Origin of the sequence: Gordonia westfalica (assembly GCF_900105725.1) — a bacterium.
In the GTDB taxonomy this organism is placed as follows: Bacteria; Actinomycetota; Actinomycetes; order Mycobacteriales; family Mycobacteriaceae; genus Gordonia; species Gordonia westfalica.
The window spans coordinates 1-15,008 of record NZ_FNLM01000016.1 but is presented as its reverse complement, the minus strand read 5'-3'; the positions used below and the strand labels follow the sequence as shown (position 1 = coordinate 15,008).

Annotated in this window: 22 protein-coding genes; 11 read left to right on the top strand and 11 right to left on the bottom strand. The window is 62.3% G+C overall.

Annotated features, from left to right (window positions below; all coding sequences use genetic code 11):
* The first annotated feature begins 977 nt into the window (after nt 1–977).
* From BLU62_RS33510 to BLU62_RS32215, 10 genes are all read left to right on the top strand, one after another.
* Nucleotides 978–1,592: a hypothetical protein gene (locus tag BLU62_RS33510; protein WP_244278037.1), complete on the top strand. Its 615-nt coding sequence runs from the start codon at nt 978–980 to the stop codon at nt 1,590–1,592.
* A 35-nt stretch (nt 1,593–1,627) separates the two neighbouring features.
* Nucleotides 1,628–1,798 (top strand): hypothetical protein, encoded by a 171-nt coding sequence (locus tag BLU62_RS33505; protein WP_244278036.1) that lies wholly within the window; start codon nt 1,628–1,630, stop codon nt 1,796–1,798.
* Between the two features lie 164 nt (nt 1,799–1,962).
* Nucleotides 1,963–2,280 (top strand): hypothetical protein, encoded by a 318-nt coding sequence (locus tag BLU62_RS33500; RefSeq protein WP_244278035.1) that lies wholly within the window; start codon nt 1,963–1,965, stop codon nt 2,278–2,280.
* 12 nt (nt 2,281–2,292) lie between these two features.
* Entirely contained in the window at nt 2,293–3,333 is a 1,041-nt protein-coding gene (locus BLU62_RS02195; protein ID WP_244278032.1) for a phage portal protein, read from the top strand.
* On the top strand, nt 3,330–3,593 hold the full coding sequence (locus BLU62_RS33160; protein ID WP_139179948.1) for a hypothetical protein: 264 nt from the start codon (nt 3,330–3,332) through the stop codon (nt 3,591–3,593). The genes BLU62_RS02195 and BLU62_RS33160 overlap by 4 nt, the downstream gene beginning before the upstream one ends.
* 42 nt (nt 3,594–3,635) lie before the next feature.
* Entirely contained in the window at nt 3,636–4,400 is a 765-nt protein-coding gene (locus BLU62_RS02190) for a hypothetical protein (protein WP_074847889.1), read from the top strand.
* A 75-nt stretch (nt 4,401–4,475) separates the two neighbouring features.
* The gene (locus BLU62_RS02185; RefSeq protein ID WP_074847885.1) at nt 4,476–5,057 is read left to right on the top strand and encodes a hypothetical protein; all 582 of its coding nucleotides are present in this window, start codon (nt 4,476–4,478) and stop codon (nt 5,055–5,057) included.
* Between the two features lie 9 nt (nt 5,058–5,066).
* Nucleotides 5,067–5,891, top strand: coding sequence for a phage major capsid protein (locus tag BLU62_RS02180; RefSeq protein ID WP_074848177.1), 825 nt, complete (start codon nt 5,067–5,069; stop codon nt 5,889–5,891).
* 5 nt (nt 5,892–5,896) lie between these two features.
* A complete protein-coding gene (locus BLU62_RS02175) occupies nt 5,897–6,466 on the top strand; it encodes a hypothetical protein (protein ID WP_139179952.1) in 570 nt (189 codons plus the stop codon).
* On the top strand, nt 6,450–6,809 hold the full coding sequence (locus BLU62_RS32215) for a hypothetical protein (RefSeq protein ID WP_139179955.1): 360 nt from the start codon (nt 6,450–6,452) through the stop codon (nt 6,807–6,809). Before BLU62_RS02175 ends, BLU62_RS32215 begins: the two co-directional genes overlap by 17 nt.
* A 1,116-nt stretch (nt 6,810–7,925) precedes the next feature.
* Here the strand turns inward: BLU62_RS32215 and BLU62_RS02170 are convergent.
* Genes BLU62_RS02170 through BLU62_RS35075 form a run of 5 tightly spaced genes read right to left on the bottom strand, consistent with a single transcriptional unit; the run spans nt 7,926 to nt 9,435 of the window.
* Nucleotides 7,926–8,183 carry a hypothetical protein gene (locus BLU62_RS02170; RefSeq protein WP_074848219.1) on the bottom strand — a complete coding sequence of 86 codons (258 nt, stop codon included), beginning with the start codon at nt 8,181–8,183 and terminating at the stop codon, nt 7,926–7,928.
* Entirely contained in the window at nt 8,180–8,416 is a 237-nt protein-coding gene (locus BLU62_RS02165) for a hypothetical protein (protein ID WP_074848217.1), read from the bottom strand. The genes BLU62_RS02170 and BLU62_RS02165 overlap by 4 nt, the downstream gene beginning before the upstream one ends.
* Nucleotides 8,413–8,541: a hypothetical protein gene (locus BLU62_RS34220; protein ID WP_280141507.1), complete on the bottom strand. Its 129-nt coding sequence runs from the start codon at nt 8,539–8,541 to the stop codon at nt 8,413–8,415. The genes BLU62_RS02165 and BLU62_RS34220 overlap by 4 nt, the downstream gene beginning before the upstream one ends.
* Nucleotides 8,525–9,094 (bottom strand): hypothetical protein, encoded by a 570-nt coding sequence (locus BLU62_RS02160; protein WP_139179952.1) that lies wholly within the window; start codon nt 9,092–9,094, stop codon nt 8,525–8,527. Before BLU62_RS02160 ends, BLU62_RS34220 begins: the two co-directional genes overlap by 17 nt.
* Before the next feature lie 5 nt (nt 9,095–9,099).
* Nucleotides 9,100–9,435: a hypothetical protein gene (locus BLU62_RS35075; RefSeq protein ID WP_483099056.1), complete on the bottom strand. Its 336-nt coding sequence runs from the start codon at nt 9,433–9,435 to the stop codon at nt 9,100–9,102.
* Nucleotides 9,436–9,570: 135 nt separating this feature from the next.
* On the opposite strand from BLU62_RS35075, the gene BLU62_RS35070 reads away from it, so the two are divergent.
* The gene (locus BLU62_RS35070; RefSeq protein WP_483099055.1) at nt 9,571–9,759 is read left to right on the top strand and encodes a hypothetical protein; all 189 of its coding nucleotides are present in this window, start codon (nt 9,571–9,573) and stop codon (nt 9,757–9,759) included.
* A gap of 173 nt (nt 9,760–9,932) precedes the next feature.
* On the opposite strand, the gene BLU62_RS02150 is transcribed toward BLU62_RS35070, so the two are convergent.
* The 6 genes from BLU62_RS02150 to BLU62_RS02125 form a co-directional block, all read right to left on the bottom strand.
* On the bottom strand, nt 9,933–10,514 hold the full coding sequence (locus BLU62_RS02150) for a hypothetical protein (protein ID WP_074847885.1): 582 nt from the start codon (nt 10,512–10,514) through the stop codon (nt 9,933–9,935).
* Nucleotides 10,515–10,589: 75 nt separating this feature from the next.
* On the bottom strand, nt 10,590–11,354 hold the full coding sequence (locus BLU62_RS02145) for a hypothetical protein (protein WP_074847889.1): 765 nt from the start codon (nt 11,352–11,354) through the stop codon (nt 10,590–10,592).
* Entirely contained in the window at nt 11,341–12,699 is a 1,359-nt protein-coding gene (locus BLU62_RS02140; protein ID WP_074848175.1) for a phage portal protein, read from the bottom strand. The genes BLU62_RS02145 and BLU62_RS02140 overlap by 14 nt, the downstream gene beginning before the upstream one ends.
* A gap of 313 nt (nt 12,700–13,012) precedes the next feature.
* Nucleotides 13,013–14,017: a hypothetical protein gene (locus tag BLU62_RS33495; RefSeq protein WP_244278033.1), complete on the bottom strand. Its 1,005-nt coding sequence runs from the start codon at nt 14,015–14,017 to the stop codon at nt 13,013–13,015.
* Between the two features lie 368 nt (nt 14,018–14,385).
* A complete protein-coding gene (locus BLU62_RS02130; RefSeq protein WP_074848216.1) occupies nt 14,386–14,628 on the bottom strand; it encodes a hypothetical protein in 243 nt (80 codons plus the stop codon).
* On the bottom strand, nt 14,625–14,825 hold the full coding sequence (locus BLU62_RS02125) for a hypothetical protein (protein WP_074848214.1): 201 nt from the start codon (nt 14,823–14,825) through the stop codon (nt 14,625–14,627). Before BLU62_RS02125 ends, BLU62_RS02130 begins: the two co-directional genes overlap by 4 nt.
* Between the last annotated feature and the right edge of the window lie 183 nt (nt 14,826–15,008).

The window sequence follows — 15,008 nt, the reverse complement described above, 5'->3', positions numbered from 1 at the left end:
TAGGGCCTCCGATCCCGAAATGGGAGGTAGTTCAATGCTGGACCTGCTCCGAAGCACCGTCTGTGCGTGCTCGCCGCAACAACCGAAGAAGGACTTCCGGTCTCTGCGTCTGAGGGCGTGAGGGCGCTACGCCTGAGTGGCCTCTGCTTCCGGATGTGAATGCGTCGGCGATGCTCGAGGTTGCTCGCGATCGTGTCGCGTCACTCCAGGTGGAGTTGGAGGGTGAGGACGATGGTCGCGCGAAGGCGGCTGCGGCGCGATCTGAACAAGAATGAACTGCTGGTGGCCCAGTTGCAGTTGCAGATTGAGCAGGCCACTGATGCAGAGAAGGCGTTGTGGGCGGATCTGTGGTCGACGCCTCAGGCGGTGATCTGGGAAGAGTCCCATACGCATCGTGAGGTTGCGCAATATGTGCGGTGGAAGGTTCGTGCCGAGCAGGGCGACCTGAAGGCTGCTGCGGAGGCGCGGCAGTTGTCTGACCGTCTCGGGTTGAATCCGCTGGCGCTGATGCGTCTGCGGCCGAGGTTGAGCATGTCGACGAGGTGGAGAACCGTGGCAAGCGCCGGCGGGAAACGTCGGTGCCGCAGCGGAAGAATCCTCCGAAGGATGATCCGCGCTCGAGTCTCTACGCCGTGTGACCCGTGCTGCTGGTCGTTCCGGGTCCAGACCCGGAACCCTGGCCAACCCTGGGCCGCAGATATGCGATCTGATCGAGGATCGTGCGATCTATGGCCCGGGTTCGTTGCAGGGGAGCCGTACGAGATTGACCCGGAGTTTCGGGCGTTCATCCATCGTGCTTTCGAGGTGTTCCGAAAGGTCATCCTTGGAGGGACGTCGTCGGTTCAAACGGTTGGACTGTCAGTCCGCAAGGGTTGGCGAAGACAGAGAAGCAGGCGCTCCTAGCGTTCTGTGAGCTTCATCCGGAGGGGCCGACCCGTTTGACGGGTGGATGCCTCGGGGAATCCGGTGGGTAGGCGGTGAACTCGCCGTACATTCCGATGTTGGCGGTGTCGGTGGAGCAGGTTGAGGAACTTGCTTACGGCGCTTTGAAGTACATCGTCGAAGAAGGCCCTGATGCGGACCTGTTCGATTCGACGTTGGATCGGATTGTGCGGCTGAATGATCACGGTCGTGCTGACGGCAAAGCGGTCGCATTGTCGAACAACCCAGGGTCTCGTGACGGCGCTCGTACGACGATGAACTGTTTCGATGAGCCGCACCGGCTGTATTTGCCGCGGCAGTTGAAGGCGCACCAGACGATGGATGCGAACCTGCCGAAACGTCCGCTGGATGATCCGTGGTCGTTGTATGTGGGGACTGCCGGTCAACCCGGTCAGGGTTCGGTGGCTGAAGAGATTCACATCGAGGCCACGCAGATCGCTGAAGGCAAAATTCAGCGTCCGGACTTGTTCTATCTGTATCGCACGGATGACGATCCCGAACGGATCTGTCGGATAAGGACGAGCGGATTCGGGCGATCGCTGAGGCGACCGGCCCGATCGGCGAGTTCGGTCCGGGCCAGTTCGACGAGATCGCTTCGAAGTGGGATCGCCCTGGCGCCGATGGGCCGTATCTCGAGCGGGTGTGGTTGAACCGGTGGAAACGTCAGGGCGACCAGGCGTTTGACATGAAGAAGATCAAACCGGGTTTGTGCCGCTCAGGGGAGCGCATCCCTAAGGGCGGGTTCATCACTCTCGGTTTCGATGGCGCCCGGTTCCGTGACGCTACCGCGTTGGTGGCGACGAGCATCGACACCGGGTTGCAGGAGTTGCTGGGTTGTGGAACGCCCCGACGATGACGACCTAGAAGACGACGGTTGGGAAGTCAACGAAGCTGAGGTGACCGCCGCCGTCGAGGACGCCATGACCCGGTATGCGGTGTGGAAGATGTACGCCGACCCCCACACTGGACCGAAACGGTCGGCTCGTGGGCTGCGAAATGGCCTGACCGGGTGGAGGAGTGGTGGACCGCCGAGTGAAGCCGATGGCGTACACGCTGCGCGAGTATCGGGAAGCCATCGACTCGGGGTCGATCACATTCGGTGGCGAACACAGCCACGAGGACTTTGTCAGGCACCTCGGAAACGCGGGCCGCAAGGAACTGAAGATCGTGGACGACGAGGGGAAACCCTTGGATGTCCTCCAGAAGCAAGATGGTCGGGCTGACCTCAAGTTTGATGCCGCGATGGCGTCGGTGCTGTCGTGGAAAGCCTGTCTGGACGCACGCAAGTCAGGGGCTCGACCGCCAAGGCCGGTCGGAATGCCACGTCGCATCTACTGAGAGGGGTGGTGCATGATTCCGGTGACGCCGGCCGAATGGCTCCCCGTCCTCACAGCCCGTTTGGATGCTGCGCAGCCGCGAATCAGTCTGCTGCGTCGCTACGTTGACGGCGACGCCCCGCTCCCTGAGATGGGTAAGAATGTGCGGGCGTCGTGGCAGCGTTTTCAGCGGCAGTCGCGCGTCAACCTGGCGACGAAGATCTCGTCATCCTTGGCGGAGCGGCTGATCCCCAACGGTATTGATGTTGGCTCCAACACCGACAGTGATGTGGTGGCTGCGGCGCAAAGGATCTGGCGCGATAACCGCATCAAAGGTGTGGTCGCTAAGGAAGCCACCCATCACATGCTGAATTACGCCACCAGCTACATGACTGCATGGGTCGGGGACAATGGGCACGCCGTCATCACGGCGGACTCACCGGAAATGATGTACGCGGCGACTGACCCGTTGCAGCCGTGGAAGGCGCGCGCCGCGATCCGTTGGTGGCGTGACTCGGATGCGGAAACAGACTTTGCGATCGTGTGGTGTCAGATCGGCTGGCAGCTGTTCAGCCGTTCGGTGTGGGTAAACCCTGCCGAGGTGGTGGAGCGGCGCATCCGCAACAACCGTGCCAGTTCGGATCAGTGGGATGCGGCGACAGAGTTCGTCATCACCGGCGAGGGGCCGCCGGTGGTGGTGTTGAACAACCCGCTCGGAATGGGTGAGTTCGAACCCCATCTCGACACCATCACCCGCATCAACGCGGGAATCCTCGAGCGTCGTGTGACATCAGCGATGCAGGCGTGGCGTCAGCGCGCCCTCACGGGAGGTCTGCCACAGAAGGACGCCGAAGGCAACGACATCGATTGGGCGTCGGTGTTCGAGCCGGCGCCTGGTGCGTTGTGGGACATCCCTGCTGGTATCGAGTTGTGGGAGTCCGATGCCACCGATATTAGGCCTCTTCTGGAGGGTGTGAAGGATGACTTGCGGGAGCTGTCGGAGATGTCGGCCACCCCGTTCCCGCGCTGCTTCCGGGTTCTCAGAATCAGTCGGCTACCGGCTCTGCTGCGATGAAGGAAGCGTTGATCCTGAAGGCGCGTGACCGACTTGACGTGGTTGATACGGGCTTGTCGGCGATCATCTCGAAAGCTTTGCGTATCGAGGGGTTTGAGACCGAGGAGACGATCTCCTTGTCGTGGGAACCGCCGGATCACGTGTCGCTGTCGGAGAAGTATGACGCCGCGGTGAAGGCGAAGGGTGCGGGGAGTCATGGAAGTCGATTGCCCGCAACATTCTTGGCTACTCGCCGGAGCAGATCGAGCAGGATGCCTTAGATCTGGCTGACGAGCAGCTGATGAGTTTCGTGGACAACGCGAATGCCCGAGTCTGATCGCCTTCTGATCGGCTACCAACAGGCCGTTGCGGACGTCCGCGCGCGGGTGATGAACTACGCCAACGCAATCTGGGGTGGGCTTCCCGCGTTCCGTGATGCTCAGGCAGAGAGGCTGATTGCCCGACTGGTGCCGATGGTGACGGCGGGACAACTTCAAGTCGCGAATCTGACGTCCAGTTATATTGCCCGTGCTGTATCAGGTGGAGTTCCGCTTCCAGTGGATCGAGACGGGGTTACCCGTGGCCGTGGGGTGGACCCCGAACTGTTGTACCGGAGGCCTTTTGAGCAGGTATGGGCCGACCTTTCCGAATCCGCACCGCTGGATGCGGCAGTCGCGGCCGGGGCCACACGGTTGATGCATCTGGTGGCGACGGACATGCAGATGGCGAAGGTACGGCAGGCCGACGCGTCCCTCCAGGCTGCTGGAGTCAAGGCGTACCGGCGGGTGCTGAACGGCCCCAAGAACTGTGCTCTCTGTGTCATCGCCTCTACTCAGCGCTATCACGTTGGTGACCTGTCGCCCATACACCCTGGATGTGACTGTTCGGTCGCTCCCGTGAAGTCGGATTGGAACGGCGACCGGGTGATCGATCCGGATCTACTCGAGGACACACACAAGCAGGTGCGGGAACTTACCGGCGCCGACAATCGCGCCGCCCACGACTACCAGAAACTTCTCCTGGTCCGCGACCACGGAGAGATCGGCCCCGTCCTCACATGGCGGGACCAGAACTTCAAAGCCGCCTAGAGCTTCCCTCGCACACCAGTGCGGGGATTTTGAGCGCCGCAACGGCGCACCATCCGACGAAACGTCAGGAGCAACATGCCCGAGGAAACTGCTGCCGCCGAAACGGTTGACCAGCAAGACGACCCGACCGCCGAGGTTGAGACCACCGACAGTGAGCCCACGCTCAGTGTGGAGGATCTCATCGCTGAACGCGACAAGTGGAAGTCGCTGTCTCGCGAGAACGAGAAGGGCCGGAAGGCGAACGCCGACAAGGCCCGCAAGTACGACGAACTGCTGGCGCAGAAGGAACGCGACGAGCAGACCTGGCAGGAGCGGGCCGAAAAGGCCGAAGCTGCCCTCGCTGCAAACACGAAGCAGCGGGAACGCGACAACCTCGCCAAGAAGATCGTGGAAGGCACCGATGTGCCCGCGGATCTACTCGTCGGTGACACCGAGGAGGAGATGCGCGCCCATCTCGACCGCCTGCAATCGTTCCGCGGACCCAAGCAGACCGTACCGCCCGCTGCCCCGGCATCGGTGGTTGCCAATGCCGATGCGGCGCCGGCGAACAAGGTGCAGCAGCTCACTCAGGCAGACCTGAAGAACATGTCCCCAGCCCAGATTCGCGACGCTGACGCCAAAGGCCAGCTCGACGAACTCAAGGGCATCCGAAAGTAAGGAGCCATCATGGCCATCACCCATTTCATTCCCGAACTGTGGGCGGCGAACATCACCCAGGCGTGGGACGCCGAGAAGGTGTTCGCCGCTCTGCTCGACCGCCAGTACGAAGGCGTCGCGACAAAGGGCAACACCGTCCACATCCCCGGTGTCGTCGCACCCGCGATCAAGGACTACAAGGCCAACAACCGCACCACGTCGGCTGACGCCATCACCGACACCGGCGTCGACCTCCTGATCGACCAGGAGAAGAACTTCGACTTCAAGGTCGACGACATCGACGCCGCCCAGTCTGCGGGCAGCCTGGCCCCGTACACCGACGCCGCCGGAAAGGCGCTCGTCGATGACGCGGACAAGTTCATCGCCACCATGCTCGCCGCCGGAGCCACCAACCTGTCGGGCTCCGCTCCGGACACCGGGAACAAGGCATTCGACCTCGTCAAGGCTGCTCGTGTGGCCCTGAACAAGAAGAACGCCCCCGCCTCCGGCCGAGTTCTCGTGTGCAACGCCGACTTCGAAGGTCTGCTCCTCGGCGCGGATTCGAAGCTCACCAGCTTCGATGTGTCCGGCGACAACAACGGCCTCCGCAACGGCACCATCGGCTCCCTCCTCGGGTTCCGTGTGCTGTCGTCGAACAACCTGCCCAACAACTCCACCCCCGGCTTCGTGGCGTTCCACCCGGAGGCCGCGGCCTACGTGTCGCAGCTCGATAAGGTGGAGGCCCTGCGCGCCGACAACAGCTTCGCCGACCGGCTGCGCGGCCTGCACGTGTACGGCGGCAAGGTTGTCCGTCCGGACGGCGTCGTCAAGTTCGGAATGACTTCGGGTAGCTGATCCAGGTGTCTCTTCCTCCCCTTGCTGTTCGTGACGACGTGATCGCCGTGGCGCAAAGGGACCTGACCGAACCTGAGCACGCGTCGGTGTATCAACTGTTGGATGCGGCATCGGACCAGTTCCGTGCCGCATCCCAACAGCAGTTCACCCCCGGCGAGTCGACGGTGCGGTTGAAGGTGAATGGTGGGCGGGTCCGTCTGGACCAGTTGCCAGTCACAGGGGTGACGTCTGTGACCGATGACGCGGGAAACTCTGTGGACTACACCCGAAATGGGATGTGGTTGACCGTCGGATGTGATTCTTCACGGTTCCTCACTGTCACATACTCGCATGGCGGAGAAGTGCCGCCGCGTGTGAAGAATGCGGTCGCCGAAATGGTGATCCGCGCTCTTGTGACGCCGGAGGAAGTGATGGCCGGAGCCCGGTCGCTGACCGACTCCGCAGGTCCGATCTCGCAGACCACTGCATGGTCGGTCCGAGCGCCGAACTCGGGTTTGCAGATGTCCGAGTCGGACCTGAAGTTGGCGGCATCGTTTCGCTGGCAGGGAGGGCAAGTCATTGTCCAGGCACCGTAGGGGAATACCCGCCGTCTTCGACGTAGAACACCTGCCGTTCAACGGAACCGGCGCCGACGACTACGGCAACGATGTCGAGTCCTGGGGCGAACCGGACCCGCGGAAGTTCGTGACGTTCATCGACCCACAAAGCGATGAACTAGATCTCCCGGGGCACATCCGGGACTCCGTTGACGTGGAATCATCGTCCTCCCCGATTTCGGTCCGGTGTCACCACGTGACAGGGAAGTCATCGACGGAACTGTCTATGACGTTGTCGGCCAACCAAGGACTACACCAGGATTCCGTCTCTCACGGCGGCGGTTGCTACGTCGTAACTCTGAAGGTGGTGAAGTCGTCGTGAGAATCGAGTGGAATCAGAAGGCGTTCAAGGACGTCCGATACGGTCGGACGTCCGACATCATCAGCGAGCTCGAGGGTCATGCTGAGCGCATTGCTGACGATGCGAGCGCTATGGGCGAGGCACGTACGCGGTGGGTTCACGGGCAGGCATGGCACGTCCCCAGGGCCGTTGGCGTGCCTCTGTCGTCACCGCCGACTACAGGCGCAACGCGACAATGCCCGCAACAACACGATCCTCAGGGCTCTCGGATAACTGATGTCGACACCCACGCTGGCGGCGCTCTCCATCTGCCGAGCGGCGCTGCCTGGAGTGAAGTTCTCCACGACCGTCTCAGAAGACCGCGCTGCTCCGATTCGGGGCCGGGCGCCGCGGCGCGGTCGCACCTGCGACGGTTGCTTCTCGCTATACGGCTGGCCCCGGCACCACGGGACATCGCTCACCTGCGAATCTTTCGCGCTCCTGCGCACTCCCTGTGGCAGTCGACACTGTCATGTCGACCTCAACCCCGAATAGCGGTCGGCAGCCCGGACAGCGGCCGCTGGCGAGCGTCGAGGCAAATCGATCGGAACCATCGCGGAGCGGATTTCCAGGCTGCCATCCTCGGGGGCGGCGGCCCATGGGCAGCCCGCCTGTGGGGGTAACGGTCTCGACCGGCGTTCGTTTCCGTCCCGCCAGTAATCGAGCGACTGCGCCACGTAAGAGTGTTCGACTGCATTGTTTTGCCCCTTTCAGGCGAGGTGACAGGAGCCGCGAAGGGTTATTCAGTTAGGAGACTTTAGGTCGGAGCACGAGAGTGTCCGGTGAACGGAAGCCATGTCGGTTGGGATAGTCGGCCAGGCTGCATGCCAGTCGACCAGGCCTGCCGGAGATGCAGCCTGGAATCCGTCCGCGATGGTTCCGATCGATTGCTCAGTCCACGCCGTGTCCGGGCTGCCCTTGGGGTTGAGCCGTACAGTTCGACAAGGATGCGAGCGCGATCCAGTGAGCGATCCCGTGGGCCGCCGATACGAGAAACCCTCCCGAATCGGGCAGGGTCTTCTGAGACGGTCGTGGAGAACTTCACTCCAGGCAGCGCCGCTCGGCAGATGGAGAGCGCCGCCAGCGTGGGTGTCGACATCAGTTATCGAGAGCCCTGAGGATCGTGTTGTTGCGGGCATTGTCGCGTTGCGCCTTGTAGTCGGCGGTGACGACAGAGGCACGCCAACGCCCTGGGGACGTGCCATGCCTGCCGTGAACCCACCGCGTACGTGCCCTCGCCATAGCGCTCGCATCGTCAGCAATGCGCTCAGCATGACCCTCGAGCTCGCTGATGATGTCGGACGTCCGACCGTATCGGACGTCCTTGAACGCCTTCTGATTCCACTCGATTCTCACGACGACTTCACCACCTTCAGAGTTACGACGTAGCAACCGCCGCCCGTGAGAGACGGAATCCTGGTGTAGTCCTTGGGTTGGCCGACAACGTCATAGACAGTTCCGTCGATGACTTCCCTGTCACGTGGTGACACCGGACCGAAATCGGGGAGGACGATGATTCCCACGTCAACGGAGTCCCGGATGTGCCCCGGGAGATCTAGTTCATCGCTTTGTGGGTCGATGAACGTCACGAACTTCCGCGGGTCCGGTTCGCCCAGGACTCGACATCGTTGCCGTAGTCGTCGGCGCCGGTTCCGTTGAACGGCAGGTGTTCTACGTCGAAGACGGCGGGTATTCCCCTACGGTGCCTGGACAATGACTTGCCCTCCCTGCCAGCGAAACGATGCCGCCAACTTCAGGTCCGACTCGGACATCTGCAAACCCGAGTTCGGCGCTCGGACCGACCATGCAGTGGTCTGCGAGATCGGACCTGCGGAGTCGGTCAGCGACCGGGCTCCGGCCATCACTTCCTCCGGCGTCACAAGAGCGCGGATCACCATTTCGGCGACCGCATTCTTCACACGCGGCGGCACTTCTCCGCCATGCGAGTATGTGACAGTGAGGAACCGTGAAGAATCACATCCGACGGTCAACCACATCCCATTTCGGGTGTAGTCCACAGAGTTTCCCGCGTCATCGGTCACAGACGTCACCCCTGTGACTGGCAACTGGTCCAGACGGACCCGCCCACCATTCACCTTCAACCGCACCGTCGACTCGCCGGGGGTGAACTGCTGTTGGGATGCGGCACGGAACTGGTCCGATGCCGCATCCAACAGTTGATACACCGACGCGTGCTCAGGTTCGGTCAGGTCCCTTTGCGCCACGGCGATCACGTCGTCACGAACAGCAAGGGGAGGAAGAGACACCTGGATCAGCTACCCGAAGTCATTCCGAACTTGACGACGCCGTCCGGACGGACAACCTTGCCGCCGTACACGTGCAGGCCGCGCAGCCGGTCGGCGAAGCTGTTGTCGGCGCGCAGGGCCTCCACCTTATCGAGCTGCGACACGTAGGCCGCGGCCTCCGGGTGGAACGCCACGAAGCCGGGGGTGGAGTTGTTGGGCAGGTTGTTCGACGACAGCACACGGAACCCGAGGAGGGAGCCGATGGTGCCGTTGCGGAGGCCGTTGTTGTCGCCGGACACATCGAAGCTGGTGAGCTTCGAATCCGCGCCGAGGAGCAGACCTTCGAAGTCGGCGTTGCACACGAGAACTCGGCCGGAGGCGGGGCGTTCTTCTTGTTCAGGGCCACACGAGCAGCCTTGACGAGGTCGAATGCCTTGTTCCCGGTGTCCGGAGCGGAGCCCGACAGGTTGGTGGCTCCGGCGGCGAGCATGGTGGCGATGAACTTGTCCGCGTCATCGACGAGCGCCTTTCCGGCGGCGTCGGTGTACGGGGCCAGGCTGCCCGCAGACTGGGCGGCGTCGATGTCGTCGACCTTGAAGTCGAAGTTCTTCTCCTGGTCGATCAGGAGGTCGACGCCGGTGTCGGTGATGGCGTCAGCCGACGTGGTGCGGTTGTTGGCCTTGTAGTCCTTGATCGCGGGTGCGACGACACCGGGGATGTGGACGGTGTTGCCCTTTGTCGCGACGCCTTCGTACTGGCGGTCGAGCAGAGCGGCGAACACCTTCTCGGCGTCCCACGCCTGGGTGATGTTCGCCGCCCACAGTTCGGGAATGAAATGGGTGATGGCCATGATGGCTCCTTACTTTCGGATGCCCTTGAGTTCGTCGAGCTGGCCTTTGGCGTCAGCGTCGCGAATCTGGGCTGGGGACATGTTCTTCAGGTCTGCCTGAGTGAGCTGCTGCACCTTGTTCGCCGGCGCCGCATCGGCATTGGCAACCACCGATGCCGGGGCAGCGGGCGGTACGGTCTGCTTGGGTCCGCGGAACGATTGCAGGCGGTCGAGATGGGCGCGCATCTCCTCCTCGGTGTCACCGACGAGTAGATCCGCGGGCACATCGGTGCCTTCCACGATCTTCTTGGCGAGGTTGTCGCGTTCCCGCTGCTTCGTGTTTGCAGCGAGGGCAGCTTCGGCCTTTTCGGCCCGCTCCTGCCAGGTCTGCTCGTCGCGTTCCTTCTGCGCCAGCAGTTCGTCGTACTTGCGGGCCTTGTCGGCGTTCGCCTTCCGGCCCTTCTCGTTCTCGCGAGACAGCGACTTCCACTTGTCGCGTTCAGCGATGAGATCCTCCACACTGAGCGTGGGCTCACTGTCGGTGGTCTCAACCTCGGCGGTCGGGTCGTCTTGCTGGTCAACCGTTTCGGCGGCAGCAGTTTCCTCGGGCATGTTGCTCCTGACGTTTCGTCGGATGGTGCGCCGTTGCGGCGCTCAAAATCCCCGCACTGGTGTGCGAGGGAAGCTCTAGGCGGCTTTGAAGTTCTGGTCCCGCCATGTGAGGACGGGGCCGATCTCTCCGTGGTCGCGGACCAGGAGAAGTTTCTGGTAGTCGTGGGCGGCGCGATTGTCGGCGCCGGTAAGTTCCCGCACCTGCTTGTGTGTGTCCTCGAGTAGATCCGGATCGATCACCCGGTCGCCGTTCCAATCCGACTTCACGGGAGCGACCGAACAGTCACATCCAGGGTGTATGGGCGACAGGTCACCAACGTGATAGCGCTGAGTAGAGGCGATGACACAGAGAGCACAGTTCTTGGGGCCGTTCAGCACCCGCCGGTACGCCTTGACTCCAGCAGCCTGGAGGGACGCGTCGGCCTGCCGTACCTTCGCCATCTGCATGTCCGTCGCCACCAGATGCATCAACCGTGTGGCCCCGGCCGCGACTGCCGCATCCAGCGGTGCGGATTCGGAAAGGTCGGCCCATACCTGCTCAAAAGGCCTCCGGTACAACAGTTCGGGGTCCACCCCACGGCCACGGGTAACCCCGTCTCGATCCACTGGAAGCGGAACTCCACCTGATACAGCACGGGCAATATAACTGGACGTCAGATTCGCGACTTGAAGTTGTCCCGCCGTCACCATCGGCACCAGTCGGGCAATCAGCCTCTCTGCCTGAGCATCACGGAACGCGGGAAGCCCACCCCAGATTGCGTTGGCGTAGTTCATCACCCGCGCGCGGACGTCCGCAACGGCCTGTTGGTAGCCGATCAGAAGGCGATCAGACTCGGGCATTCGCGTTGTCCACGAAACTCATCAGCTGCTCGTCAGCCAGATCTAAGGCATCCTGCTCGATCTGCTCCGGCGAGTAGCCAAGAATGTTGCGGGCAATCGACTTCCATGACTCCCCCGCACCCTTCGCCTTCACCGCGGCGTCATACTTCTCCGACAGCGACACGTGATCCGGCGGTTCCCACGACAAGGAGATCGTCTCCTCGGTCTCAAACCCCTCGATACGCAAAGCTTTCGAGATGATCGCCGACAAGCCCGTATCAACCACGTCAAGTCGGTCACGCGCCTTCAGGATCAACGCTTCCTTCATCGCAGCAGAGCCGGTAGCCGACTGATTCTGAGAACCCGGAAGCAGCGCGGGGAACGGGGTGGCCGACATCTCCGACAGCTCCCGCAAGTCATCCTTCACACCCTCCAGAAGAGGCCTAATATCGGTGGCATCGGACTCCCACAACTCGATACCAGCAGGGATGTCCCACAACGCACCAGGCGCCGGCTCGAACACCGACGCCCAATCGATGTCGTTGCCTTCGGCGTCCTTCTGTGGCAGACCTCCCGTGAGGGCGCGCTGACGCCACGCCTGCATCGCTGATGTCACACGACGCTCGAGGATTCCCGCGTTGATGCGGGTGATGGTGTCGAGATGGGGTTCGAACTCACCCATTCCGAGCGGGTTGTTCAACACCACCACCGGCGGCCCCTCGCCGGTGATGACGAACTCTGTCGCCGCATCCCACTGATCCGAACTGGCACGGTTGTTGCGGATGCGCCGCTCCACCACCTCGGCAGGGTTTACCCACACCGAACGGCTGAACAGCTGCCAGCCGATCTGACACCACACGATCGCAAAGTCTGTTTCCGCATCCGAGTCACGCCACCAACGGATCGCGGCGCGCGCCTTCCACGGCTGCAACGGGTCAGTCGCCGCGTACATCATTTCCGGTGAGTCCGCCGTGATGACGGCGTGCCCATTGTCCCCGACCCATGCAGTCATGTAGCTGGTGGCGTAATTCAGCATGTGATGGGTGGCTTCCTTAGCGACCACACCTTTGATGCGGTTATCGCGCCAGATCCTTTGCGCCGCAGCCACCACATCACTGTCGGTGTTGGAGCCAACATCAATACCGTTGGGGATCAGCCGCTCCGCCAAGGATGACGAGATCTTCGTCGCCAGGTTGACGCGCGACTGCCGCTGAAAACGCTGCCACGACGCCCGCACATTCTTACCCATCTCAGGGAGCGGGGCGTCGCCGTCAACGTAGCGACGCAGCAGACTGATTCGCGGCTGCGCAGCATCCAAACGGGCTGTGAGGACGGGGAGCCATTCGGCCGGCGTCACCGGAATCATGCACCACCCCTCTCAGTAGATGCGACGTGGCATTCCGACCGGCCTTGGCGGTCGAGCCCCTGACTTGCGTGCGTCCAGACAGGCTTTCCACGACAGCACCGACGCCATCGCGGCATCAAACTTGAGGTCAGCCCGACCATCTTGCTTCTGGAGGACATCCAAGGGTTTCCCCTCGTCGTCCACGATCTTCAGTTCCTTGCGGCCCGCGTTTCCGAGGTGCCTGACAAAGTCCTCGTGGCTGTGTTCGCCACCGAATGTGATCGACCCGAGTCGATGGCTTCCCGATACTCGCGCAGCGTGTACGCCATCGGCTTCACTCGGGCGGTCCACCACTCCTCCACCCGGTCAGGCCATTTCGCAGCCCACGAGCCGACCGTTTCGGTCCAGTGTGGGGGTCGGCGTACATCTTCCACACCGCATACCGGGTCATGGCGTCCTCGACGGCGGCGGTCACCTCAGCTTCGTTGACTTCCCAACCGTCGTCTTCTAGGTCGTCATCGTCGGGGCGTTCCCACAACCCCAGCAACTCCTGCAACCCGGTGTCGATGCTCGTCGCCACCAACGCGGTAGCGTCACGGAACCGGGCGCCATCGAAACCGAGAGTGATGAACCCGCCCTTAGGGATGCGCTCCCCTGAGCGGCACAAACCCGGTTTGATCTTCTTCATGTCAAACGCCTGGTCGCCCTGACGTTTCCACCGGTTCAACCACACCCGCTCGAGATACGGCCCATCGGCGCCAGGGCGATCCCACTTCGAAGCGATCTCGTCGAACTGGCCCGGACCGAACTCGCCGATCGGGCCGGTCGCCTCAGCGATCGCCCGAATCCGCTCGTCCTTATCCGACAGATCCCGTTCGGGATCGTCATCCGTGCGATACAGATAGAACAAGTCCGGACGCTGAATTTTGCCTTCAGCGATCTGCGTGGCCTCGATGTGAATCTCTTCAGCCACCGAACCCTGACCGGGTTGACCGGCAGTCCCCACATACAACGACCACGGATCATCCAGCGGACGTTTCGGCAGGTTCGCATCCATCGTCTGGTGCGCCTTCAACTGCCGCGGCAAATACAGCCGGTGCGGCTCATCGAAACAGTTCATCGTCGTACGAGCGCCGTCACGAGACCCTGGGTTGTTCGACAATGCGACCGCTTTGCCGTCAGCACGACCGTGATCATTCAGCCGCACAATCCGATCCAACGTCGAATCGAACAGGTCCGCATCAGGGCCTTCTTCGACGATGTACTTCAAAGCGCCGTAAGCAAGTTCCTCAACCTGCTCCACCGACACCGCCAACATCGGAATGTACGGCGAGTTCACCGCCTACCCACCGGATTCCCGAGGCATCCCACCGTCAAACCGGGTCGGCCCTCCGGATGAAGCTCACAGAACGCTAGGAGCGCCTGCTTCTCTGTCTTCGCCAACCCTTGCGGACTGACAGTCCAACCCGTTTGAACCGACGACGTCCCTCCCAAGGATGACCTTTCGGAACACCTCGAAAGCACGATGGATGAACGCCCGAAACTCCGGGTCAATCTCGTACGGCTCCCCTGCAACGAACCCGGGCCATAGATCGCACGATCCTCGATCAGATCGCATATCTGCGGCCCAGGGTTGGCCAGGGTTCCGGGTCTGGACCCGGAACGACCAGCAGCACGGGTCACACGGCGTAGAGACTCGAGCGCGGATCATCCTTCGGAGGATTCTTCCGCTGCGGCACCGACGTTTCCGCCGGCGCTTGCCACGGTTCTCCACCTCGTCGACATGCTCAACCTCGGCCGCAGACGCATCAGCGCCAGCGGATTCAACCCGAGACGGTCAGACAACTGCCGCGCCTCCGCAGCAGCCTTCAGGTCGCCCTGCTCGGCACGAACCTTCCACCGCACATATTGCGCAACCTCACGATGCGTATGGGACTCTTCCCAGATCACGCCTGAGGCGTCGACCACAGATCCGCCCACAACGCCTTCTCTGCATCAGTGGCCTGCTCAATCTGCAACTGCAACTGGGCCACCAGCAGTTCATTCTTGTTCAGATCGCGCCGCAGCCGGCCCTTCGCGCGACCATCGTCCTCACCCTCCAACTCCACCTGGAGTGACGCGACACGATCGCGAGCAACCTCGAGCATCGCCGACGCATTCACATCCGGAAGCAGAGGCCACTCAGCGTAGCGCCCTCACGCCCCTCAGACGCAGAGACCGGAAGTCCTTCTTCGGGTTGTTGCGGCGAGCACGCACAGACGGGTGCTTCGGAGCAGGTCCAGGCATTGAACTACCTCCATTTCGGGATCGGAGGCCCTAACCATTTCGGC